The 22,098-nt window shown below is 61.6% G+C and carries 22 protein-coding genes; 14 read left to right on the plus strand and 8 right to left on the minus strand.

The annotated features are described in order from the left end of the window. Positions 1-12: 12 nt before the first annotated feature. The gene (gene tauA, locus FHW75_RS21405; protein WP_016714452.1) at positions 13-984 is read right to left on the minus strand and encodes a taurine ABC transporter substrate-binding protein; all 972 of its coding nucleotides are present in this window, start codon (positions 982-984) and stop codon (positions 13-15) included. A gap of 498 nt (positions 985-1,482) precedes the next feature. Here tauA and FHW75_RS21410 point away from each other — a divergent pair, with 498 nt between their 5' ends. From FHW75_RS21410 to FHW75_RS21445, 8 genes are all read left to right on the plus strand, one after another. Beyond that, positions 1,483-2,814 (plus strand): OprD family porin, encoded by a 1,332-nt coding sequence (locus FHW75_RS21410; protein ID WP_183674509.1) that lies wholly within the window; start codon positions 1,483-1,485, stop codon positions 2,812-2,814. Positions 2,815-2,979: 165 nt separating this feature from the next. Next, positions 2,980-3,618 (plus strand): peroxiredoxin, encoded by a 639-nt coding sequence (locus FHW75_RS21415; RefSeq protein WP_016497546.1) that lies wholly within the window; start codon positions 2,980-2,982, stop codon positions 3,616-3,618. Positions 3,619-3,815: 197 nt separating this feature from the next. Next, a complete protein-coding gene (gene ssuE, locus FHW75_RS21420; protein WP_025754079.1) occupies positions 3,816-4,409 on the plus strand; it encodes an NADPH-dependent FMN reductase in 594 nt (197 codons plus the stop codon). Between the two features lie 84 nt (positions 4,410-4,493). Continuing rightward, positions 4,494-5,459, plus strand: a complete 966-nt coding sequence (locus FHW75_RS21425; RefSeq protein WP_183674512.1) for a sulfonate ABC transporter substrate-binding protein — start codon at positions 4,494-4,496, stop codon at positions 5,457-5,459. 59 nt (positions 5,460-5,518) lie between these two features. Further along, entirely contained in the window at positions 5,519-6,667 is a 1,149-nt protein-coding gene (gene ssuD, locus FHW75_RS21430) for an FMNH2-dependent alkanesulfonate monooxygenase (protein ID WP_183674515.1), read from the plus strand. A 10-nt stretch (positions 6,668-6,677) separates the two neighbouring features. Beyond that, positions 6,678-7,475: an aliphatic sulfonate ABC transporter permease SsuC gene (gene ssuC / locus FHW75_RS21435; RefSeq protein ID WP_016714458.1), complete on the plus strand. Its 798-nt coding sequence runs from the start codon at positions 6,678-6,680 to the stop codon at positions 7,473-7,475. Continuing rightward, positions 7,472-8,284 (plus strand): aliphatic sulfonates ABC transporter ATP-binding protein, encoded by an 813-nt coding sequence (ssuB, locus tag FHW75_RS21440; RefSeq protein ID WP_019096900.1) that lies wholly within the window; start codon positions 7,472-7,474, stop codon positions 8,282-8,284. Before ssuC ends, ssuB begins: the two co-directional genes overlap by 4 nt. 40 nt (positions 8,285-8,324) lie before the next feature. Further along, positions 8,325-8,540, plus strand: coding sequence for a molybdopterin-binding protein (locus tag FHW75_RS21445; RefSeq protein WP_003255829.1), 216 nt, complete (start codon positions 8,325-8,327; stop codon positions 8,538-8,540). Positions 8,541-8,619: 79 nt separating this feature from the next. Here the strand turns inward: FHW75_RS21445 and FHW75_RS21450 are convergent, their stop codons facing one another. The 4 genes from FHW75_RS21450 to FHW75_RS21465 form a co-directional block, all read right to left on the minus strand. Further along, entirely contained in the window at positions 8,620-9,252 is a 633-nt protein-coding gene (locus tag FHW75_RS21450) for a TetR/AcrR family transcriptional regulator (protein ID WP_025754078.1), read from the minus strand. Continuing rightward, on the minus strand, positions 9,252-10,829 hold the full coding sequence (gene gshA / locus FHW75_RS21455) for a glutamate--cysteine ligase (protein ID WP_026020326.1): 1,578 nt from the start codon (positions 10,827-10,829) through the stop codon (positions 9,252-9,254). Before gshA ends, FHW75_RS21450 begins: the two co-directional genes overlap by 1 nt. A gap of 153 nt (positions 10,830-10,982) precedes the next feature. Beyond that, complete coding sequence (locus tag FHW75_RS21460) at positions 10,983-11,366, minus strand: PaaI family thioesterase (protein ID WP_019096897.1); 384 nt, start codon at positions 11,364-11,366, stop codon at positions 10,983-10,985. Further along, entirely contained in the window at positions 11,366-13,690 is a 2,325-nt protein-coding gene (locus FHW75_RS21465; RefSeq protein ID WP_084297255.1) for a Tex family protein, read from the minus strand. The genes FHW75_RS21460 and FHW75_RS21465 overlap by 1 nt, the downstream gene beginning before the upstream one ends. A 217-nt stretch (positions 13,691-13,907) precedes the next feature. Here FHW75_RS21465 and ompR point away from each other — a divergent pair, with 217 nt between their 5' ends. Further along, positions 13,908-14,648 (plus strand): two-component system response regulator OmpR, encoded by a 741-nt coding sequence (gene ompR / locus FHW75_RS21470; protein WP_016484407.1) that lies wholly within the window; start codon positions 13,908-13,910, stop codon positions 14,646-14,648. 13 nt (positions 14,649-14,661) lie between these two features. Continuing rightward, the gene (locus FHW75_RS21475) at positions 14,662-15,975 is read left to right on the plus strand and encodes an ATP-binding protein (RefSeq protein ID WP_016714463.1); all 1,314 of its coding nucleotides are present in this window, start codon (positions 14,662-14,664) and stop codon (positions 15,973-15,975) included. Between the two features lie 30 nt (positions 15,976-16,005). Here the strand turns inward: FHW75_RS21475 and rimK are convergent, their stop codons facing one another. Together rimK and FHW75_RS21485 are read right to left on the minus strand one after the other, a co-directional pair. After that, positions 16,006-16,911, minus strand: a complete 906-nt coding sequence (gene rimK / locus FHW75_RS21480) for a 30S ribosomal protein S6--L-glutamate ligase (RefSeq protein WP_012316721.1) — start codon at positions 16,909-16,911, stop codon at positions 16,006-16,008. Then, positions 16,908-17,390, minus strand: a complete 483-nt coding sequence (locus tag FHW75_RS21485; protein ID WP_025754077.1) for an ATP-dependent zinc protease — start codon at positions 17,388-17,390, stop codon at positions 16,908-16,910. The genes rimK and FHW75_RS21485 overlap by 4 nt, the downstream gene beginning before the upstream one ends. A gap of 109 nt (positions 17,391-17,499) precedes the next feature. Here FHW75_RS21485 and FHW75_RS21490 point away from each other — a divergent pair, with 109 nt between their 5' ends. Beyond that, the gene (locus tag FHW75_RS21490; protein ID WP_027610171.1) at positions 17,500-17,901 is read left to right on the plus strand and encodes an RNA-binding S4 domain-containing protein; all 402 of its coding nucleotides are present in this window, start codon (positions 17,500-17,502) and stop codon (positions 17,899-17,901) included. Positions 17,902-17,928: 27 nt separating this feature from the next. On the opposite strand, the gene FHW75_RS21495 is transcribed toward FHW75_RS21490, so the two are convergent. Beyond that, positions 17,929-18,723: a phosphatase PAP2 family protein gene (locus tag FHW75_RS21495; RefSeq protein WP_019096895.1), complete on the minus strand. Its 795-nt coding sequence runs from the start codon at positions 18,721-18,723 to the stop codon at positions 17,929-17,931. Between the two features lie 120 nt (positions 18,724-18,843). On the opposite strand from FHW75_RS21495, the gene hslO reads away from it, so the two are divergent. The 3 genes from hslO (at position 18,844) to FHW75_RS21510 (ending at position 22,052) form a co-directional block, all read left to right on the plus strand. After that, positions 18,844-19,743: an Hsp33 family molecular chaperone HslO gene (gene hslO / locus FHW75_RS21500; RefSeq protein WP_183674518.1), complete on the plus strand. Its 900-nt coding sequence runs from the start codon at positions 18,844-18,846 to the stop codon at positions 19,741-19,743. Between the two features lie 179 nt (positions 19,744-19,922). Beyond that, complete coding sequence (locus FHW75_RS21505) at positions 19,923-21,464, plus strand: phosphoenolpyruvate carboxykinase (protein ID WP_019096893.1); 1,542 nt, start codon at positions 19,923-19,925, stop codon at positions 21,462-21,464. 147 nt (positions 21,465-21,611) lie between these two features. Then, positions 21,612-22,052, plus strand: coding sequence for a thioesterase family protein (locus FHW75_RS21510; protein ID WP_183674521.1), 441 nt, complete (start codon positions 21,612-21,614; stop codon positions 22,050-22,052). Positions 22,053-22,098: the final 46 nt, after the last annotated feature.

The following is a 22,098-nucleotide window of genomic DNA, read 5'->3' on the forward strand; positions in this document are numbered from 1 at the left end:
ACGGGCTCCGGATCAGTTTGGAAGGAACTTGGCGCTGACGTACGGCGAGTAGTCCGGCAGCACGGCGTCAACCTTGCCTTGCTGCTTGAGGAAGTTGGCCGTGTCGGTCAGTGCCTGGGTGGTCGGCGCGCCCAGGGCGTTGGCCTGGTCGGCGGCCAGCGGGTAGACGTTGCCCTCCAGCAGCACCGGGATATCGCTGGCCTTGGCGCCCGAGAGCTTCACCAGTTTGTCGACGTTGCCTTTGTCGGCCAGCCAGGCTTTCGGGTCTTTGCGGTAGTCGGCGTAGGCGTCCAGCGTGACTTTGGCAAAGGCTTTGACCACCTCAGGGTGCTTGTCGGCGAAGTCTTTGCGCACGATCCAGGCATCGAAGGTGGGGGCGCCTTTCTGGGCCAGTTCGCCAGAAGTGATCAGCACCTTGCCGTTTTCCTTGGCTACGCCCAGGGCCGGGTCCCACACGTAGGTGGCGTCGATGTCACCACGTTTCCAGGCAGCAATGATGGCCGGTGGTGCCAGGTTGAGGATCTGTACCTTGGACGGGTCGATATTCCAGCTTTTGAGTGCGGCCAGCAGGCTGTAGTGGCCGGTGGACACGAACGGTACGGCGACTTTCTTGCCGATCAGGTCTTGCGGCGTCTTGATACTGTCGCGGGCAACCAACGCTTCACCGGCACCAATCTGGGTGGCGATGAGGAATGTTTCTACGGGCAGCTTGCGGGTGGCAGCAGCGGCCAGCGGGCTGGAACCCAGATAGCCGATCTGCACATCACCGCTGGCCACGGCGGTGATCACGTCGGCGCCATTATCGAATTTGCGCCAGTCGATGCTGGCCTTGCTGGCTTTTTCGTAGTCGCCATCGACCTGCGCCACTTTGGCAGGGTCGACGGTGGTCTGGTAGGCCACGGTCAGGTCGGCAGCCTGGGCAAACCAGCTGGTGCTGGCGAGGGTCAGGGCGGCAAACAGGCGCAGCGGAGCGTGCGGGATCATGGTGGACCTCTCGTCAGGCGATCGATGTGATGGATGACGAGAAGACTAAATGATCTAAGAATTTAAAAATAAATAACTTTTTTGCATTAGCTTAGGAGCCAAATGCTTTAAGCCCAGGATGGGTGATTACCCTCAATGGCGAATGTGGAGGTACCTGCTAGGCTTTTTCGTCCCTATAGAACGATACGGAATTAGGTTATGAGCAAACGTTTGCAAATAACCAAAGGTTATGAAAGACGTTGTCGCTACAACGAATGGCAGTAAAGGTTCCTAACATATTCCTTAAAAATCTTACAAATTCATAAAACGGTCATTTTGGATTTATAGGATTGTCATTATCCTGTAGCGCAGGTGACGCCTTAGACCAAAGTCTCGAAACGTTTAGAAACGATTGACTTATGAGTCACGCTTTGGGACTAAATCGCCAATCCACGGTGAGCGGGGCAGCAGACCTCGCCGCCAGAGATACACAAGAATTAGAACGTAGAGGAGCAAATTATGTACAAGTCCAGCCTGGCTCTGGCCGTGGCACTGGGGGTTCTCGCCCAACAAGCAGGCGCTGCCGGTTTCGTTGAAGACAGCAAACTGTCGCTCAGCTCGCGCACCATGTACTTCAACAACGACAACCGTGATGGCGGTGCCGACAACCGTGAGTCGGGTCAGGGCTTCAAGCTCGACTACATCTCCGGCTTCACTGAAGGCACCGTTGGCTTTGGTGTCGATGCCCAGGCCCTGTGGGGTATCCACCTGGATGGTGGCCGTGGCAAGCACCCAGACAACAGCAGCTTCTTCCCGAGCGACACCGACGGTTCGGCTGTAAGCCAGTGGGCTCGTGTTGGCGCCAACGCCAAGGCACGCTTCTCGAAGACTGAGGTTCACTACGGTAGCGCCCTGGCGCCAAACCTGCCGATCCTGGTCTCCAACGATGGCCGTCTGCTGCCGCAAACCTTCGAGGGTGGCACCATCCAGTCGAAGGAAATCGACAACCTGACCATCAACGCCGGCCAGCTGACCCACGCCATGGGCCGTGCTTCGAGCAACCGTACCGGCCTGTCGATTGCCGGTGCCAGCCAGGACAGCAACAAGTTCCGTTACGGCGGCCTGGACTACAAGCTCACCCCAGACCTGACCCTGCAGTACTACTACTCGAACCTGGAAGACTTCTACAAGCAGCACTTCCTGGGCGCGACGCACGTATTCAAGATCGCTGACGACCAGTCGTTCAAAACCGACCTGCGTTATTTCGACAGCAGCAGCGACGGCAAGAACGGCGACGGCGGCGGTTACAACTTCAACAACAACGGTGGCTATGCCAAGAACCTCGGCGAGGTCGACAACAAGACCTGGTCCGCGATCTTCACCTATACCCTGGGTGGCCACTCGTTCCTGCTCGGCCACCAGCGCGTCAATGACGACGGTGGCTTCGTCTGGCTGAACCAAGGTAGCGTTGTTGATGGCAACGGTCGCAACGAAGGCGCCGGCGGCTCCAGCTTCTACCTGTTTACCGACAGCATGATCAACCAGTTCGCCAAGGCCGGTGAAAACACCACCTTCGGTCAGTACGCCTATGATTTCGCACGTCTGGGCGTGCCAGGCCTGAAAGCTTCGGTTTCCTACCTGAAAGGTGAAGACGGCAAGAACGCCAACGGCAACGGCACCTTCAACGAATGGGAACGTGACGCCCGCGTTGACTACGTCATCCAGGAAGGCACCTTCAAAGGCCTGGGCGCCAGCCTGCGTCACGGCGTATACCGTGGCACCGGCACCAGCTCGCTGGCTGACCAGGATCAGACCCGTCTGATCTTCAACTACACTTACAACTTCCTGTAAGCCGTAGCTGATCCAAGAGCCTCGCCTAGTGCGAGGCTTTTTTGTGCCTACAAATTCGTATGCATTTTGGTTATAAATAAATCGTTATTTATTCTTTTTATTTTTAACCGAATGCAGGCACATTGAACCCATACGGTACAGAACCCAGCCAAGGAGCCGCAGCCCATGAGCCTCAAACTCGGCGATATCGCCCCCGATTTCGAACAGGATTCCAGCGAAGGCAAAATCCGCTTCCATGAGTGGCTGGGCAACAGCTGGGGGGTATTGTTCTCCCACCCGGCCGACTTCACCCCGGTGTGCACCACCGAGCTGGGCCTGACCGCAAAGCTCAAGGACGACTTCGCCAAACGCGGGGTCAAGGCCATCGCCCTGTCGGTAGACCCGGTCGACTCGCACCATAAATGGATCGAGGACATCAACGAGACCCAGAACACCGTGGTCAACTTCCCGATCATCGCTGATGCCGACCGCAAGGTGTCCGACCTGTACGACCTGATTCACCCGAACGCCAGCGACACCCTGACAGTGCGCTCGCTGTTCGTCATCGACCCGAACAAGAAGGTGCGCCTGACCATCACCTATCCGGCCAGTACCGGGCGCAACTTCAATGAAATTCTGCGGGTGATCGACTCGCTGCAGCTGACCGACAACCACAAGGTCGCCACCCCCGGTAACTGGCAGGACGGCGACGAGGTGGTGATCGTGCCTTCGCTCAAAGATGAGGAAGAGATCAAGCAGCGCTTCCCCAAAGGTTACCGGGCGGTCAAACCCTACCTGCGTCTGACCCCGCAGCCGAATCGTTAAATGCATTCCTCGTTGTATTGCTCTTAGCCAAGCAGGGATTTTCGGGCCGTTTCGACGGCCCTTTTTTATGCCTGCTGAAACAAGTGGAGGAAATTGAGGAAAAACAAAAATGGAATAAACAAATGAAAAAATATGATTTCTAGATATATGTGGCAGCTGTTAATGTCACTTCCAACAGAACACAAGGAAGCGCTGCAATGCTGGTCGTATCAATCGGTGGTAGCCCCAGTACCCGCTCACGCTCTGGCGTGCTGCTTGAGCGTTCGCGCCAGTGGCTGCAGAACCGTGGCGTAGAGGTCGTGACGTTCCAGGTACGTGACTTCCCCGCCGAAGACCTGTTGCATGCCCGTTTCGACAGCCCGCAGGTGCAGCACTTCCAACAGTTGGTAGCCCAGGCCGATGGCCTGATCGTTTCCACCCCGGTTTACAAGGCCTCGTTTGCCGGCGCCCTGAAAACACTGCTCGACCTGCTGCCCGAACGCGCTCTGGCGCACAAGATCGTTTTGCCGATCGCCACGGGCGGCAGCATCGCCCACATGCTGGCAGTGGATTACGCATTGAAACCCGTGCTGTCGGCACTCAAGGCTCAAGAGACCCTGCAAGGGATCTTCGCCGATGACAGCCAGGTGGCTTACGCAGAAGGCTCCAAACCCGCGCAGCTGGCACTGGCGCTGGAAGAACGCCTGCTGGACTCGCTGGAAACCTTCCATGTTGCCTTGGCCCGCCGGCCAAGCCCCGTGGCCCCCGGCGTACTGAATGAACGCCTGATCAGCGCTCGCTGGAGCATCTGACCGGCCCAACCCGCTTCAACACCTTACTCGCCCGACAACGAGGCAAGCAGGTGCAACCCGAACCCAAACGTACAGGAGAGCGCCATGCGCACAGTCTTCTTGCGTCGCGGTCTGGTCGCCCTGTTTGCGGCGGCTGTGTCCTTCGGCGCCATTACCCAAGCCCAGGCCGAAAGCCTGCGTATCGGTTACCAGAAATACGGCACCCTGGTGCTGCTCAAGGCCAAGGGCACGCTGGAAAAGCGCCTGGCCGAGCAGGGCGTGCAGGTGCAGTGGACCGAATTCCCCGGTGGCCCGCAGTTGCTTGAAGGGCTGAACGTCGGTTCCATTGATTTTGGCGTCACCGGCGAGACCCCGCCCGTATTTGCCCAGGCCGCTGGTGCCGATCTGCTCTACGTGGCCTACGAGCCGCCAGCACCGCACAGCGAAGCGATCCTGGTACCGAAGGGTTCGCCAGTCCAGTCGGTCAAAGACCTCAAGGGTAAGAAAGTCGCCCTCAACAAAGGCTCCAACGTGCACTACCTGCTGGTTCGTGCTCTGGAAGATGCTGGCCTGAAGTACAGCGACATCCAGCCCGTGTACCTGCCGCCAGCCGATGCCCGTGCCGCCTTCGAACGTGGCAGGGTGGATGCCTGGGTGATCTGGGACCCTTACCAGGCCGCTGCCGAACAGCAGTTGCAGGCACGCACCCTGCGTGACGGCAAGGGCCTGGTCGACAACCACCAGTTCTACCTGGCCACCCGCAACTACGCCACCCAGCACCCGGCGGTGATCAACACCGTGATCGAGGAAGTGCGCGCCGTGGGCGAGTGGTCCCAGGCCAACCCGCAAGAAGTGACCGACCAGGTCGCACCGCTGCTCGGCCTGCCCGCCAACATCACCCTGACCTCGGTCAAACGCCAAGGCTACGGCGCTGCGCCGCTCACCCCCGAGGTAGTGGCTGCGCAACAGAAGATCGCCGACACCTTCCAGGCGCTCAAGCTGATACCCAAGCCGCTGAGCATCAAGGACGTAATCTGGACACCCCCGGCCAAGGTCGCTAGCGCGCCTTGATTGATTCGCCTGCGCCGGGGCGCCGCCCTGGCTGAGCCACCCTTGAGGAGACAACTCCAATGAGCCTTAACATTTTCTGGTTCCTCCCAACCCACGGTGACGGCAAGTACCTGGGCACTTCCGACGGCGCACGTGCGGTCGACCGCGGCTACCTGCAGCAGATCGCCCAGGCCGCCGACCGCCTTGGTTTTGGTGGGGTGCTGATCCCTACCGGCCGTTCCTGCGAGGACTCCTGGCTGGTGGCCGCGTCGCTGATCCCAGTGACCCAGCGCCTGAAATTCCTGGTAGCCCTGCGCCCCGGCATCATTTCGCCAACCGTGGCAGCACGCCAGGCGGCAACGCTGGACCGCCTGTCCAATGGCCGTGCCCTGTTCAACCTGGTCACCGGTGGCGACCCGGACGAACTGGCCGGTGATGGCCTGCACCTGAACCACCAGGAACGCTACGAAGCCTCGGTCGAGTTCACCCGTATCTGGCGCAAGGTGCTGGAGGGCGAAAACGTCGATTACGACGGCAAGCACATCCAGGTGAAGGGCGCCAAGCTGCTCTACCCACCTATTCAGCAGCCACGTCCGCCACTGTACTTCGGCGGTTCGTCCGAAGCCGCTCAGGACCTCGCCGCTGAACAAGTCGAGTTGTACCTGACCTGGGGCGAGCCACCGGCAGCCGTTGCCGAGAAAATCGCCCAGGTGCGTGAAAAGGCTGCTGCCCAAGGCCGTGAAGTGCGCTTCGGCATCCGCCTGCACGTGATCGTGCGTGAAACCAACGAAGAAGCCTGGGCCGCCGCCGACAAGCTGATCTCGCACCTGGACGACGACACCATCGCCCGTGCCCAGGCCTCGCTGTCGCGCTTCGATTCGGTGGGCCAGCAGCGCATGGCTGCCCTGCACGGCGGCAACCGTGACAACCTGGAAGTCAGCCCCAACCTGTGGGCAGGTGTTGGCCTGGTCCGCGGCGGCGCCGGTACCGCACTGGTGGGCGATGGCCCGACTGTGGCGGCACGGGTCAAGGAATACGCCGAGCTGGGTATCGATACCTTCATCTTCTCGGGTTATCCACACCTGGAAGAGTCGTACCGGGTTGCCGAACTGCTGTTCCCGCACCTCGATGTGCAACGCCCGGAGCAACCGAAAACCGGCGGCTACGTAAGCCCGTTCGGCGAGATGGTGGCCAACGACATCCTGCCCAAGTCCGTGTCGCAGAGCTGAGGGCCGGGCCATGAGTCGTGCAACTTCTTCCAACCTGGCCCAGCGCCTGGCGCCGTGGGCGCTGCCGGTACTGCTGTTGGCAGCCTGGCAGCTGGCGGTCAGCGCTGGCTGGCTGTCGACGCGCATTCTGCCGGCACCCAGCGCTGTGGTCAGCGCCGGTGTCGAGCTGGTGCGCAGCGGTGATATCTGGACCCACCTGGCCATCAGTGGCTGGCGTGCCGGTCTGGGCTTTGCCATCGGCGGCAGCATCGGCCTGGTGCTGGGATTCATCACCGGCCTGTCGAACTGGGGCGAACGCCTGCTCGACAGCTCGGTGCAGATGATCCGCAACGTGCCACACCTGGCGCTGATCCCGCTGGTGATCCTGTGGTTCGGTATCGACGAGTCGGCAAAGATTTTCCTGGTCGCGCTGGGCACGTTGTTCCCGATTTACCTGAACACCTACCACGGCATTCGTAATGTCGACCCGGCATTGGTGGAAATGGCGCGCAGCTATGGCTTGTCCGGCTTCAGCCTGTTCCGCCAGGTGATCCTGCCGGGGGCGCTGCCATCGATTCTGGTGGGTGTGCGCTTCGCGCTGGGCTTCATGTGGCTGACCTTGATCGTGGCGGAAACCATCTCGGCCAACGCCGGCATCGGTTACCTGGCAATGAATGCCCGAGAGTTCCTGCAGACCGACGTGGTGGTACTGGCCATCGTCTTGTACGCCGTGCTTGGCAAGCTTGCCGACCTCGCCGCTCGCGGCCTGGAGCGTGTGTGGTTGCGCTGGCACCCGGCCTATCAAGTAGCCAGGAAGGAGGGCGCATGACCGTGCTCAAGGAACAACCGCCTCGCCTGCTGCGTGGCATCCCGCTGGCCTCCAACGGCCTGCGCAAGACCTTTGGCCAGCGCGAAGTGCTGAAAGGTATCGACCTGCATATTCCGGCCGGTCAGTTCGTTGCCATCGTTGGCCGCAGCGGTTGCGGCAAGAGCACCTTGCTGCGCCTGCTGGCCGGGCTCGATCAACCCACCGCCGGCCAACTCCTGGCCGGTGCTGCGCCGCTGGAAGAGGCCCGTGAGGAAACCCGCCTGATGTTCCAGGACGCACGGCTGCTGCCCTGGAAGAAGGTGATCGACAACGTTGGCCTGGGCCTGTCTGGCGACTGGCGCCCGCGTGCTCTGGAAGCGCTGGAGGCGGTAGGCCTGGCTGACCGCGCCAATGAATGGCCGGCCGCGCTTTCGGGTGGCCAGAAGCAGCGCGTGGCCTTGGCCCGGGCGCTGATCCACCAGCCGCGTCTGCTGCTGCTGGACGAGCCGCTCGGTGCACTGGATGCGTTGACCCGGATCGAGATGCAGCAACTGATCGAGCGCCTCTGGCGTCAGCATGGCTTCACCGTGCTGTTGGTTACCCATGATGTCAGCGAAGCGGTTGCCGTGGCTGACCGGGTGATCCTGATCGAGGACGGCGAGGTCGGGCTCGATCTCACTGTCGACCTGGCACGGCCTCGGGCGCGTGGTTCGCACCGCCTGGCTGCGCTGGAAAGCGAAGTGCTCAACCGCGTTCTGTCGGCCCCGGGCACTGCGCCCGAGCCGGACCCTGTAGCCCCTCTGCCCACGCAGTTGCGTTGGGCGCACTGACTCACTTACCAGACTGAAGCCAACGAGAAGGAATCAAATCATGACTATCAAAGCCATCAACGTCCGTAACCAGTTCAAAGGCACTGTGAAAGAAATCCTCGAAGGCCCGGTATTGTCGGAAATCGACGTGCAGACCGCCTCGGGGATCGTGACTTCGGTCATCACCACCCGTTCTGTGAGGGAGCTGGAATTGCAGGTTGGCAGCGAAGTGATTGCTTTCGTGAAATCGACTGAAGTGTCTATCGCCAAGCTGTGATGAAAATAGGCCAATGGGGCTGCTTTGCAGCCCTTTGCGGGCACGCCCGCGAAGGGCCGCAACGCGGCCCCGATCATTTTCAGCTGGAACGCTTGGCCAGAAACGGCGGCAGATACAACCCCAGATACGCCTCGCACACCCGCTTGCCCTCTTCGGCCATACGCGGCGTAATCGTCTCGTGCAACTGCACCGATCGCGCATACACCCGGTCGCTCAGTTCCATGGCCAGGGCAAACACATCCACATCCAGTGGCATCACCGGCAGGTGAAAATGCTGGTCGAACAACTTGTGCATCAAGTCGCCCAGTTCCATGTCGTGCTGCCGATCGGCCTGCACCACTTCGCTCAGCCCATGCTGGGCCAGGATTAGCTGCCGCGCCGCAGCATCTTGGTTATAGATACACAGCATGCGTTCTTCGATGAGCCGTGACAGTTCGTGCCAGGTGCTGAACGCGCTGCTGTCGATCGGTGCACTCAGTGCTTCGCGAAAGGCCCGGTGTATGTCGGCAGTCAGTGCTTCCAGCAACGCTGGCACGCTGGCGAAGAAGTGATACACCGACGACGGCGGAATCTGTGCCCGTTCGGCCACGCTGTAGATGGACAGTGCCGCCACCCCTTGCTCTGCCAGCAACTCGCGTGCAGCCGTCAGGATCGCTTCGATTCTAGCCTGGCTGCTGGCGCGCGGCTTGCGCGGGGTGGCGGTACGGGTCATCAGTTGCTGATCGCCAGGATACTGGCCTGGTAGGCACCGACGAACAAGTCGAAGTCACCGACTTCTTCCTGTTCCAGCTCGGACTGCTTGGCAAGCGATTCACGGGCCAGTGTTTCGAACGCCTGCTGTTGCTCGTTGCTCAGAGGCTGCTCGCGGAACGTGTCGGCGTGGATCCGGCTTTGGCGCAGAGAGAACTGGACGAAGCTTTCGTCGTGTTCGGTCATGCGTGCCAGCACCTGGGCCGACGGGGTCAGCGAAGCGTCGTCGACCTTGGCCTGCTGCGCATCCAGGGCCTTGGCGTGATCCTCACCACCTTGCGCCTGGTCGAGCAGGTCGGCCAACGGTCGAATACGCTGAATCAGTTCGCTGGCCCAGTCTTTCAGGCTGATCGGCTGGCCATTGCGGTGCAGCTCCAGGCCCGGGCGGCGGCCTTCCTTGACCACGGTCAGGAAGTTGCTGGTGCACTGGCCGCATTCACCGTTGTCCAGCTGCGGGCTGTCTTCCAGTGCGCAGAACAGCAGGAACGCATCGAGGAAGCGTGCCTCAGGCAGGTCGATGCCTACCGGCAGGAACGGGTTGATGTCCAGGCAACGCACTTCCACGTACTGCACGCCACGCGAGGTCAGGGCCTGGATCGGCCGTTCGCCGGTGTAGGTGACCCGTTTGGGGCGAATGTTCGAGTAGTACTCGTTTTCGATCTGCAGGATGTTGGTGTTCAGCTGCACCCACTCGCCGTCCACGTGCGTGCCCACTTCAACGTATGGCGGGTAGGGCGTGCCGACTGCCTTGCGCAGGCTGTCGGTGTAGCTGGCCAGGTTGTTGTAGCACGGCGTGAGGCCGGCCTGGGCGTTGCTCTGATAGCCCAGGTCACTCATGCGCAGGCTGGTGGCGTAGGGCAGGAACAGGGTTTCGGCGTCCAGCTCTTCGAGCTGGTGCGGGCGGCCACGCAGGAAGCCTTTGTCCAGGGCTGGCGAAGCGCCGAACAGGTACATCAGCAGCCAGCTGTAGCGGCGGAAATTGCGGATCAGGGCGATGTAAGCCGACGACTGGTAGTCGCGGTTGTCTTCAGTGCTGCCTTCGGCTTCGCGGAGCAGCGGCCACAGGGCTTCGGGCAGTGAGAAATTGTAATGAATACCGGCGATGCACTGCATGGTGCGACCGTAGCGCAGGGCCAGGCCTTTGCGGTACACGTGCTTGAGCTTGCCGATGTTCGAGCTGCCGTACTCGGCGATCGGGATGTCCTCTTCGGCCGGCAGCGTGCACGGCATCGACGGGCTCCACAGGTATTCGTCGCCCAGCTTGCTGTAGACGAAGCGGTGGGTCTGTTCGAGGCTTTCGAGCACCTTGGCCGGGTCGGGCAGGGCTGGGGTGATGAACTCCAGCAGCGACTCGGAATAATCGGTAGTGATCTGCTCGTTGGTCAGCGCCGACCCCAGGGCTTCCGGGTGCGGGGTCTGGGCCAGGCGACCTTCGTCGGTCACGCGCAGGCATTCGCGCTCAATACCGTGCAGGCACTGCTTGAGCAGGGAGAGATTGGCGCCGAGCAGGCTCAGGCGGCGGTTGAGGAGGTCGCTCAAGATGTATTCCTTCACGCGTCAGTCGCCCCAATATGGGGGTAGAGATAACGGTCTACAAGGGTAGGAAGAAAGGAACTGGCGTTGTCGCCTGGTTTACGCGGTTCCAGCAGGGCCAGCGCACTGCTGAAAATACCGCAGATACAGCTTGGTGAGCTAGAGAACCGCGAAGGTTCCTTGCGCTTTTGCCACCAGTTTGTCGCCCTGGACTACGTCAGCGTCGACCACCAGGGTACGCCGCCCGGCGTGCAGCACGCGGGCGGTACACAGCACTTCGCCGTCACTGACGGCGCGCATGTAGTTGATCTTGCACTCGATGGTGACGCTTTGCCGGTCAAAGCCATGGTTGGCCGAGCAGGCCAGGCCCATGGCGATGTCCACCAGGCTGAAGATCGCCCCGCCGTGCAGCTTCTGGCCCCGGTTGCGCAAGTGCGGCTCAAGCGCCAGGGCTACCTCGGCAACACCGGTTTCCAGGCGTTGCAGGCGGCAGCCCAGCAGTTGGCTGAAGGCGCTCTCGACGTATTCGCGTGGTACGTCCATCACTTCTTTTTCAGCTGCTTGGCGTTGGCGAACAGGGCGGCCATGGCGTTGTTGGCCGGTGCGGCAGTGGCGGTTTCACGCTGGCGCGGGGCCTGCTGCTGACGGTTGCCGCCATTGCCACGGTTGCCGCCGCGGTTGCCTTCGACTTTTTCGCCCGGTGTGTCGCTCATGCGCATGGACAGGCCGACGCGCTTGCGCGGGATGTCCACTTCCATGACCTTGACCTTGACCACGTCGCCAGCCTTGACCGCTTCACGCGGGTCCTTGACGAACTTTTCCGACAGCGCCGAGATGTGGACCAGGCCGTCCTGGTGTACGCCGATGTCGACGAAGGCGCCAAAGTTGGTGACGTTGGTGACCACGCCTTCGAGGATCATGCCCGGCTCCAGGTCCTTGAGGTCTTCAACGCCGTCCTGGAAGGTGGCGGTCTTGAACTCGGGGCGTGGGTCGCGGCCCGGCTTGTCCAGCTCCTGCAGGATGTCGGTGACGGTCGGCAGGCCGAAGGTTTCGTCGGTGAACTTTTTCGGGTCCAGGCGCTTGAGGAAGCTGCTGTCGCCGATCAGCGAACGGATGTCGCGGTCGGTGTCGGCGGCAATGCGTTGCACCAGCGGGTAGGCCTCGGGGTGTACTGCAGAGGCGTCCAGCGGGTTGTCGCCGTTCATCACACGCAGGAAGCCGGCGGCTTGTTCGAAGGTTTTCTCACCGAGGCGGCTGACCTTTTTCAGGGCTGCACGGGTAGCGAACGGGCCGTTGGCATCGCGGTGGGCGACGATATTCTGCGCCAGCGTGGCGTTAAGGCCGGAAATACGGGTCAGCAGCGCCACCGAGGCGGTGTTCACGTCCACGCCCACGGCGTTCACGCAGTCCTCGACCACGGCATCCAGGCTACGCGCCAGTTTCAACTGGGACACGTCGTGCTGGTACTGGCCGACACCGATGGATTTCGGGTCGATCTTCACCAGCTCTGCCAGTGGGTCCTGCAGGCGGCGGGCGATCGACACGGCGCCTCGGATCGACACGTCCAGGTCCGGGAACTCGCGGGCGGCCAGTTCCGACGCCGAGTACACCGAAGCACCGGCTTCGGAGACCATGATTTTGGTGATTTTCAACGCTGGGTATTTTTTGACCAGCTCGGCCACCAGCTTGTCGCTTTCGCGGCTGGCGGTGCCGTTGCCGATGGCGACCAGCTCCACCGAGTGCTTGGCGCACAGCGCGGCCATGATGGACAGGGTGCGGTCCCAGTCATTTTTCGGCGCGTGCGGGTAGACCGTGGTGTGGTCCAGCAGCTTGCCGGTGGCATCGACCACGGCGATCTTGCAGCCGGTGCGCAGGCCCGGGTCGAAGCCCAGGGTGGCGCGCGGGCCGGCCGGGGCGGCCAGCAGCAGGTCGTGCAGATTGTGGGCGAACACGTTGATCGCCTCGCCTTCGGCGTTGTCGCGCAACTCGCCGAACAGGTCGGTTTCCAGGTGGGTGTACAGCTTGACCTTCCAGGTCCAGCGCACCACTTCTCCCAGCCACTTGTCGGCCGGGCGGCTGCGGTTTTCGATGCCGACGTGGTTGCCGATCATCACTTCGCACGGGTGCAGGGTGCCAGGCAGCTCTTCGCCCACTTTCAGCGAGGCGCTCAGCACGCCTTCGTTGCGCCCGCGGAAGATTGCCAGGGCGCGGTGTGACGGGGCGGTGCGCAGCGGTTCGTCGTGGGCGAAGTAGTCGCGGAACTTGGCGCCTTCTTCTTCCTTGCCAGCTACCACGCGGGCGCTGAGCACCGACTCCTGCTTGAGGAAGCTGCGCAGTTTTTCGAGCAGCGAGGCGTCTTCGGCGAAACGCTCCATCAGGATGTACTTGGCGCCTTCCAGCGCAGCCTTGACGTCGGCCACGCCTTTTTCGGCGTTGACGAAGCGTGCGGCTTCGCTTTCCGGTGCCAGGGTCGGGTCGTTGAACAGGCCGTCGGCCAGTTCGCCCAGGCCGGCTTCCAGGGCGATCTGGCCCTTGGTGCGGCGCTTTTGCTTGTACGGCAGGTACAGGTCTTCGAGGCGGGTCTTGGTGTCGGCCAGCTTGATTTCGCGGGCCAGCTCCGGGGTCAGCTTGCCTTGTTCCTCGATGCTGGACAGGATGCTGGCGCGGCGCTCGTCGAGTTCGCGCAGGTAGCGCAGGCGCTCTTCCAGATGGCGCAGTTGGGTGTCGTCCAGGCTACCGGTCACTTCCTTGCGATAACGGGCGATGAAAGGCACGGTCGAGCCTTCGTCCAACAGGCCCACGGCCGCCTCGACCTGCTGGGGGCGTACGCCCAGTTCCTCGGCGATACGGCTGTTGATGCTGTCCATGTAAACCACCTGACATTTGTGAATACGGGGGTCGCCTGTGGGCTTTTCGCCCGGCGGCGCTGGATGAAAGCCGCGCATTATACCCATCGCAAACGGCTTGCGGTGATGGCGCCCGGCCAGCCGGAACTGGCGTCCGGGGAAAAATCTGCTAACAATGCTCACGCAACGTGCAGCAATGGCTACGCCATAATGCGCGGCGATATCAGAGGAGTTATTCATGACCGGCACCGCAAACACCGCTGAAGGTGACAAGATTCTCATCGTCGACGACGACCCGGGGCTAAGCAGCCTGCTGGAACGTTTCTTCACCAGCAAGGGCTACCGTGCCCGTGCAGTGCCCAATACCGAACAGATGGACCGCCTGCTGCAGCGCGAGGTGTTCAACCTGGTGGTGCTCGACCTGATGCTGCCGGGCGAAGATGGCCTGTCCGCATGCAAGCGCCTGCGCCAGCAGAACAACCAGATCCCGATCATCATGCTCACCGCAAAAGGCGATGAGTTGAGCCGTATCAAAGGTCTGGAGCTGGGCGCCGACGACTACCTGGGCAAGCCGTTCAACCCGGACGAGCTGATGGCCCGTGTCAAGGCCGTGCTGCGCCGGCAGGCTCCCGCTGTACCGGGGGCACCGGGTAGCGAAGACGAATCGGTCACTTTCGGTGATTACGAGCTGTCGCTGGCTACCCGCGAACTCAAGCGTGGCGATGAAGTGCACATGCTCACCACCGGTGAGTTCGCCGTGCTCAAGGCCTTGGTGATGCACGCCCGCGAACCGCTGACCCGTGACAAGCTGATGAACCTGGCCCGTGGCCGCGAGTGGGATGCACTGGAGCGCTCCATCGACGTGCAGATCTCGCGCCTGCGCCGCATGATCGAGCCGGACCCGTCCAAGCCGCGTTACATCCAGACCGTCTGGGGCGTGGGCTACGTGTTCGTGCCAGACGGAAACGCCGGTAAATGATGCCTGGCCGTCGATGAAAACCCCGCTCTGGTTTCCGCAAAGCTTCTTCGCCCGCACCCTGTGGCTGGTGTTGATCGTGGTCCTGTTCAGCAAGGCCTTAACCCTGGTCTACCTGCTGATGAACGAGGACGTGCTGGTCGACCGTCAGTACAGCCACGGTGTGGCGCTGACCTTGCGTGCCTATTGGGCTGCCGACGAAGAAAACCGCGACAAGATTGCCGAGGCGGCTGGCCTTATCCGCGTGACCGGCTCGGGTGTGCCCGAGGGTGAACAGCACTGGCCCTACAGCGAGATCTACCAGCGGCAGATGCAGGCGGAGCTGGGCGAGGACACCGAGGTTCGGCTGCGCATTCACGCGCCACCGGCGTTGTGGGTCAATGCGCCAAGCCTGGGCCCCGGCTGGCTGAAAGTGCCGCTGTACCCGCACCCGCTGCGCGGGCAGAAAATCTGGAACGTACTGGGCTGGTTCCTGGCCATTGGCCTGCTGTCCACCGCTTCGGCGTGGATTTTCGTGCGCCAGTTGAACCAGCCGCTCAAGCGCCTGGTGTTCGCCGCTCGTCAGCTGGGCCAGGGGCGCAGCGTGCGCCTGCCGATCAGCGATACGCCCAGCGAAATGACCGAGGTGTACAAGGCCTTCAACCAGATGGCCGAGGACGTCGAGCAGGCCGGCCGCGAGCGTGAGCTGATGCTGGCCGGGGTTTCCCATGACCTGCGCACACCGCTGACCCGTTTGCGCCTGTCGCTGTCACTGCTGAACAGCGACAGCGACTTGAGCGAGGACATGGTCCGCGATATCGAAGACATGGACGCCATCCTCGATCAGTTCCTGGCCTTTATCCGCGATGGCCGTGACGAGCCGGTAGAAGAGGTCGACCTGGCGGACCTTGTGCGCGAAGTGGTGGCGCCGTACAACCAGCCGGAAGAACGTGTGCGCCTTTGCCTGGAGCCTATTCCGCCATTTCCGCTGCGCCGGGTTTCGCTCAAGCGCATGTTGGGCAACCTGATCGGCAATGCGCTTCACCACGCTGGCAAAGGGGTCGAGGTGGCGGCCTATGTGTCGGGTGACGAGAGTGCGCCGTATGTGGTGCTGAGCGTGCTGGACCGTGGCACAGGGATCGACGAATCGGAGCTGGAGACCATCTTCAACCCGTTCATTCGTGGTGACCGGGCGCGGGGTGGCAAGGGCACCGGGCTGGGGCTGGCGATCGTCAAGCGGATCGCGGCGCAGCATGGCGGGAATGTAGAGCTGCGCAACCGGTCCGGTGGTGGGATCGAGGCGCGGGTGCGGTTGCCGCTAGGGTTGTTGTTACCGCGTAATGCTGTGTGATTGCTGGGGCTGCAAAGCAGCCCCACAATTTCAGCCCTTACCCTTGGTCCGGGTCTGATTAGGCCCGCCGTTCTTCTCCAGGTGCTCGATGATCATCCCGGCCACGTTCTTGCCGGTGGTCACCTCAATGCCTTCCAGCCCCGGTGACGAGTTCACCTCCATCACCAGCGGGCCATGGTTGGAACGCAGGATATCCACACCCGCCACACTCAACCCCATCACCTTGGCTGCACGAATCGCGGTAATCCGCTCTTCAGGGGTAATCTTGATAAGGCTGGCGACGCCCCCCCGGTGCAGGTTGGAGCGGAACTCGCCCGGCTTGGCCTGGCGCTTCATCGAGGCAATCACCTTGTCGCCCACCACGAAGCAGCGAATGTCGGCGCCACCGGCCTCCTTGATGTATTCCTGAACCATGATGTTCTGCTTCAGGCCCATGAACGCCTCGATCACCGACTCGGCCGCCTGGGTGGTTTCACACAGCACCACACCAATGCCTTGGGTACCTTCCAGCACCTTGATCACCAGCGGGGCACCATTGACCATCTGGATCAGGTCGGGGATATCGTCCGGCGAATGGGCGAAACCGGTGATCGGCAGGCCAATGCCGCGTCGTGACAGCAATTGCAACGAGCGCAGTTTGTCGCGCGAGCGGGCAATGGCCACCGACTCGTTGAGCGGATACACCCCCATCATCTCGAACTGGCGCAGGACTGCGCAGCCGTAGAAGGTGACCGAGGCACCGATACGCGGGATAACCGCGTCGAAACCTTCCAGCGGCTTGCCGCGGTAGTGGATCTGCGGCTTGTGGCTGGCAATGTTCATGTAGGCCCGCAGGGTATCGATCACCACCATTTCGTGACCGCGCTGGGTACCGGCTTCGACCAGGCGGCGGGTGGAATACAGACGCGGATTGCGCGACAGCACAGCGATCTTCATGCAGCACCTGTGGCAGGAGAAAGAGTGGCCGGAAAGGCCGGTTTGTCTTGTACGTATTTCAGGCCAGGGTTGACCACCAACTGGCCGTGAATCAGGGCCTTGGAACCCAGCAACAGGCGGTAGCGCATGTTCTTGCGGCAGGCCAGGGTGAACTCCACTTCCCAGACACCATCGCCCAAGGCCAGTGACGTGCGGATGACATAACGGGTCTGGGCCTGGCCGTTGGAGCTCTTGATGGTTTTCATGGTCACCAGCGGCGCTTCGCAACGGCGGTGACGCAGTTGTACCACCGAGCCCAGGTGCGCCGTGAAGCGGACCCAGGGCTGGCCGTCGCGCTCGAAGGGTTCCACCTCGGTGGCGTGCAGGCTGGAGGTACTGGCGCCGGTGTCGATCTTGGCGCGCAACCCGGCCACGCCGAGGTCAGGCAGGGCGACCCACTCGCGCAGGCCGATCACAGTCAAATGGTCAAATGTCTTCACGAAGCGCACCCTGCGAATGAGGTGGTGAACTGTAAGCACGGCGGGGATTTTTTGCATCCGCTGGTTACGGTAGTACAGTTCGATGAAACACAGTGTTCGAGGTAACGGGATGGCACAAAAAGCCGAAGACGACGACAAGGTTCGTCTGGACAAGTGGCTGTGGGCGGCGCGCTTCTACAAGACGCGGGCGCTGGCCAAGGCGGCGATCGAGAGTGGCAAGGTGCATTGCCGGGGCGAGCGTTGCAAGCCGGGCAAGGAGCCGCGTGTAGGGGACGAATTTGTGCTGCGCACCGGGTTTGACGAACGCACCGTGGTGGTGAAGGCGTTGTCGGTGGTGCGGCGTGGGGCGCCGGAGGCGCAGACGTTATACGAGGAAACCGAAGAAAGTGTGCGCCGGCGCGAGCAGGCAGCTGAAATGCGCAAGACCGGGGCCATGGGCGTGACCACCGATGGCCGGCCGACCAAGAAGCAGCGCCGGCAGATTCACCAGCTGCATGGGAGCTTTGATTGAATGGGGCCGCAAAGCGGCCCCAACGATTTAGCGGATAACCGCCAATCGCCTGACCAACGGTAGCTTGGCCGCGATGTTGAACAACGGCGCCGTCCAGCGCATCAACGCTGCGCTACCCTTGGCCGCCAGCGGCGTGTAATAGCTCCAGCCCAACGCCAGCACCGCCATCAGCAACCCGCCGATGTAGTCGTCCTGCCCCCAGTGAGCACCGGCCACCAGGCGCGGCAACATGAACAGCACCGCCAGCCCCCAGATCACCAGGTACTGCACCAGCCGGCGGCTGAACACGCTCATGAACAGCGCCCAGATCAGCAACACCGAGGCGTGATCCCCCGGGAAACTCTTGCTGGAACGGTCTTTCAGCTCCCAGGCTGCCTCCAGGTTCGGGTAGTAGTCACTGAGGTGGACGACGTCGTCAAACATCATCGACGGGCTCTTGTGTTGCCATCCTGCTGCATCCACCCACTTGGAAAACAGCGCACGAATCACCACTAAGAGGAGTAGCGTGACCAGAAAGCCGAAAAAGGCCTGGCGAACTTGAGCGGCCTTGAACACCCAGTCGCCACGGATAAGCACCGCCAGAAGGATCAGACCGACAACGATGTCGAACGGGCGCAGGCTGCCGACGGTCCAGATGTAGCGCCAGGTAGTGCTGTCGGCCAGCGGCGCATTGAGGCTGTGGAACAGCCACTCGTCGAAAGTCAGGCACAAGATCTGGCCAATGGGCCATAACCAGAAACACAGTAGAGCGATGGGTAGCAGCGTGCAGGCTGCCAATGGCCCCAAGGACCACCTTGCTTGGAACAGTGGTCGATTGTCCATAAAATACCTCTATTGCAAACAGAAATCGGAGCGACTTGTGATCGCTCTGTCACGGGTTCTCGCAGGTTTTTCGATAACCCTTGTAACCATTTTGTCACCATTTTTAGATAGCCAAAACCTATGAGCGATTTGCCTGATACCAATTTCACCCAACGTTTCATCTTCGACGAGCGCGATGTGCGCGGCGAGTGGGTGTCTCTCGACGACAGCTACGCTGCGGTGCTGGCGCGTCATGAGTACCCTCAGCCGGTCAAGGCACTGCTTGGCGAACTGATGGCCGCCACCGCCTTGCTGGTGGGAGCATTGAAGTTCGATGGCCTGCTGATTTTGCAGGCGCGTTCCGCAGGGCCGATTCCCCTGCTGATGGTGGAATGTTCCGGTGACCGCGACATCCGCGGCATGGCCCGTTACGAGGCAGACCAGATTCCGGCAGATGCCACCCTGTCGCAGTTGATGCCCGACGGCCACCTGACCCTGACCATCGATCCGGTCAAGGGCCAGCGCTACCAGGGCACCGTGGACCTCGATGGCGCCAACCTGTCGGAGTGCTTCACCAACTACTTCGTTCAGTCGCAACAGCTCAATACCCGCTTCTGGCTCAATGCCGAAGCCGGCAAGGCCCGTGGCCTGCTGCTGCAGCAACTGCCGCGTGATCGTCAGCCGGACGACGAAGAGCGTGAAGAAAGCTGGCAGCACGTCGTGGCATTGGCCACCACGCTCAAGGCTGATGAGTGGGCGCTGGACAATGAAACCCTGCTGCACCGCCTGTACCACGAAGACGCCGTGCGCCTGTTCGATATCCAGCCACTGCGCTTCAATTGCAGCTGCTCGCGCGAGCGCTCCGGTAATGCGCTGGTCAGCCTGGGTGAGCACGACGCCAAGGCGTTGGTGGAAGAATGCGGCGGGACGGTGGAGATCGATTGCCAGTTCTGCAACGAGCGCTATTTCTTCGATGCCAGCGATGTGGCGCAACTGTTTGCCGGTGGTGGCACGGACGTCGCCTCAGAAACTCGTCACTGAAACGTTTAATTGCAGGGAAATCTCCTGTCGAATTGCGCAAAAGCGCGGTTACGACAGGAGGGGCCTACTTTTTTTGGGCGTTTCTGGCATAATCCGGCCACTTTTTTCGCTGTAGTAGTTTTTTCAAGACAACTACAAAACGTTTGGAGCACTCGGCCTCGGGCCGGATGGGGTATCTCATGACGCAAGCCAACAACACCGTGTACACCGACCTGAGCGTCGATGAGCTGGTAAAAGAAGCGCTGCAACGCGGTGAAGGCGTACTAGCCGATACTGGTGCACTGGTCGTGGAGACTGGTCACCGTACTGGCCGTTCGCCGGCTGACCGTTTCATCGTCGAAGAACCTTCCACCCAGGACGCCATTTCCTGGGGCCCGATCAACCGCAAGTTCCCGGCCGACAAGTTCGATGCCCTGTGGGACCGCGTCGAGGCGTTCAACAACGCCCAGGATCACTTCGTTTCCTACGTTCACGTAGGGGCGGCCGCCGAGCACTACCTGCCGGTTAAGATGACCACCCAGACTGCCTGGCAGAACCTGTTCGGCCGTTGCCTGTTCATCAACCCGGAGCAGTTCAACCCGGCTGGTCGCGACCAGTGGCAGGTCCTGAACGTCGCCAACTTCGTGTGCGAGCCTGAGCGTGACGGCACCAATTCCGATGGTTGTGTGATCATCAACTTCGCCCAGAAGAAGGTGCTGATCGCTGGCATGCGCTACGCCGGCGAAATGAAGAAAGCCATGTTCTCGGTGCAGAACTTCCTGCTGCCAGCTGCCGACGTGCTGCCGATGCACTGCGCGGCCAACATCGGCGAAGAAGGCGATGTGACCCTGTTCTTCGGCCTGTCCGGTACTGGCAAGACCACCCTGTCGGCCGACGAAAGCCGTTACCTGATCGGTGACGACGAGCACGGTTGGGGCGAAGGCGTTGTCTTCAACATGGAAGGCGGCTGCTACGCCAAGTGCATCGACCTGTCCGAGAAGAACGAGCCGGTCATCTGGAAAGCCATCAAGCACGGTGCGGTGCTGGAAAACGTCGTGCTCGACGCCAACAAGCACGCCGACTACACCGATGTCAGCCTGACCCAGAACAGCCGTGCGGCCTACCCGCTGGAGCACGTTGCCAAGCGTTCCGAAGCGAACCTGGGCGGCGAGCCTAACGCAGTCATCTTCCTGACCTGCGACCTGACCGGTGTTCTGCCACCGGTTTCGATCCTGAACAACGAGCAGGCGGCCTACCACTTCCTGTCCGGCTACACCGCGCTGGTCGGTTCGACCGAAATGGGCTCGGGCGGCGGCATCAAGTCGACCTTCTCCACCTGCTTCGGCGCCCCGTTCTTCCCGCGCCCGGCTGGCGAGTATGCCGAGCTGCTGATCAAGCGTATCAACGGCTTCAACTCCAAGGTCTACCTGGTCAACACCGGCTGGACCGGCGGTGGCTACGGCGTTGGCAAGCGCTTCAGCATCCCGACTACCCGTGCCGTGATCGCTGCGATCCAGAGCGGCGCGCTGATCGGTGCTGAAACCGAGCACCTGGACATCATCAACCTGGACGTGCCTAAGGCCGTTCCGGGCGTTGAAACCGAGCTGCTCAACCCGCGCACCAACTGGGCTGACAAAGCGGCCTACGACGAGGCCGCCAAAGGCCTGGCCAAGCTGTTCATCGAAAACTTCAAGAAGTTCGAAGTTTCCGACGCCATCAAGGCTGCTGGTCCACAGCTGTAAGCTGAACCCGCGCAACGAGAGAGCCGCCCTTAGGGGCGGCTTTTTTGTTTCTGCAAATCGGTGCGGTCATTGTGGGAGCTCAGGCAGCGCAAAGCTGGATTTTCTGTTTCACTGTCAGCACCGATTGCGAAGACTAGAGCCAGACAGATGACCGAATCCCCTCAGCGCACTACCTTCTCCCACTTCCACCCCATCCTTACCCGCCCTCAGGACAACGACCTGAACGGCCATATCGCCGGCGCCACCGTGCATGGCTTCTTCGAAACGGCCATTCAAGCGTTTCTTGTAGAGCAGGCCGAGCTGGACCTGCGTGACGGTGAACTGGCGGCCTTCGTGGTCAGTTCGGCGGCGGACTTCTACGCGCTGCCGGGCTTCCCGGATGTGCTGGAGGTGGGCTTGGGCGTGACGCGCCTGGCGGGCAGTACGGTGGAGTACCGCCTGGCGCTGTTCCGCCCAGGCGAGCCGGAGGCGTGCGCGGCAGGCACGGTGGTGCAGGTGTTCATCGAACGTGCCAGTGGCCGGCCTGTGACGCTGCCAGAGGCGCTGCAGGTGATCCTGTCCGGCCTGGTGCTGGAACCACAGGTATAAAAAAGCCCCGCCGGCAGGGGGCGGGGCTTTTGTTGCCGGGGCGAGG

This window comes from Pseudomonas sp. OG7, from assembly GCF_014192825.1.
Lineage (GTDB): Bacteria > Pseudomonadota > Gammaproteobacteria > Pseudomonadales > Pseudomonadaceae > Aquipseudomonas > Aquipseudomonas monteilii.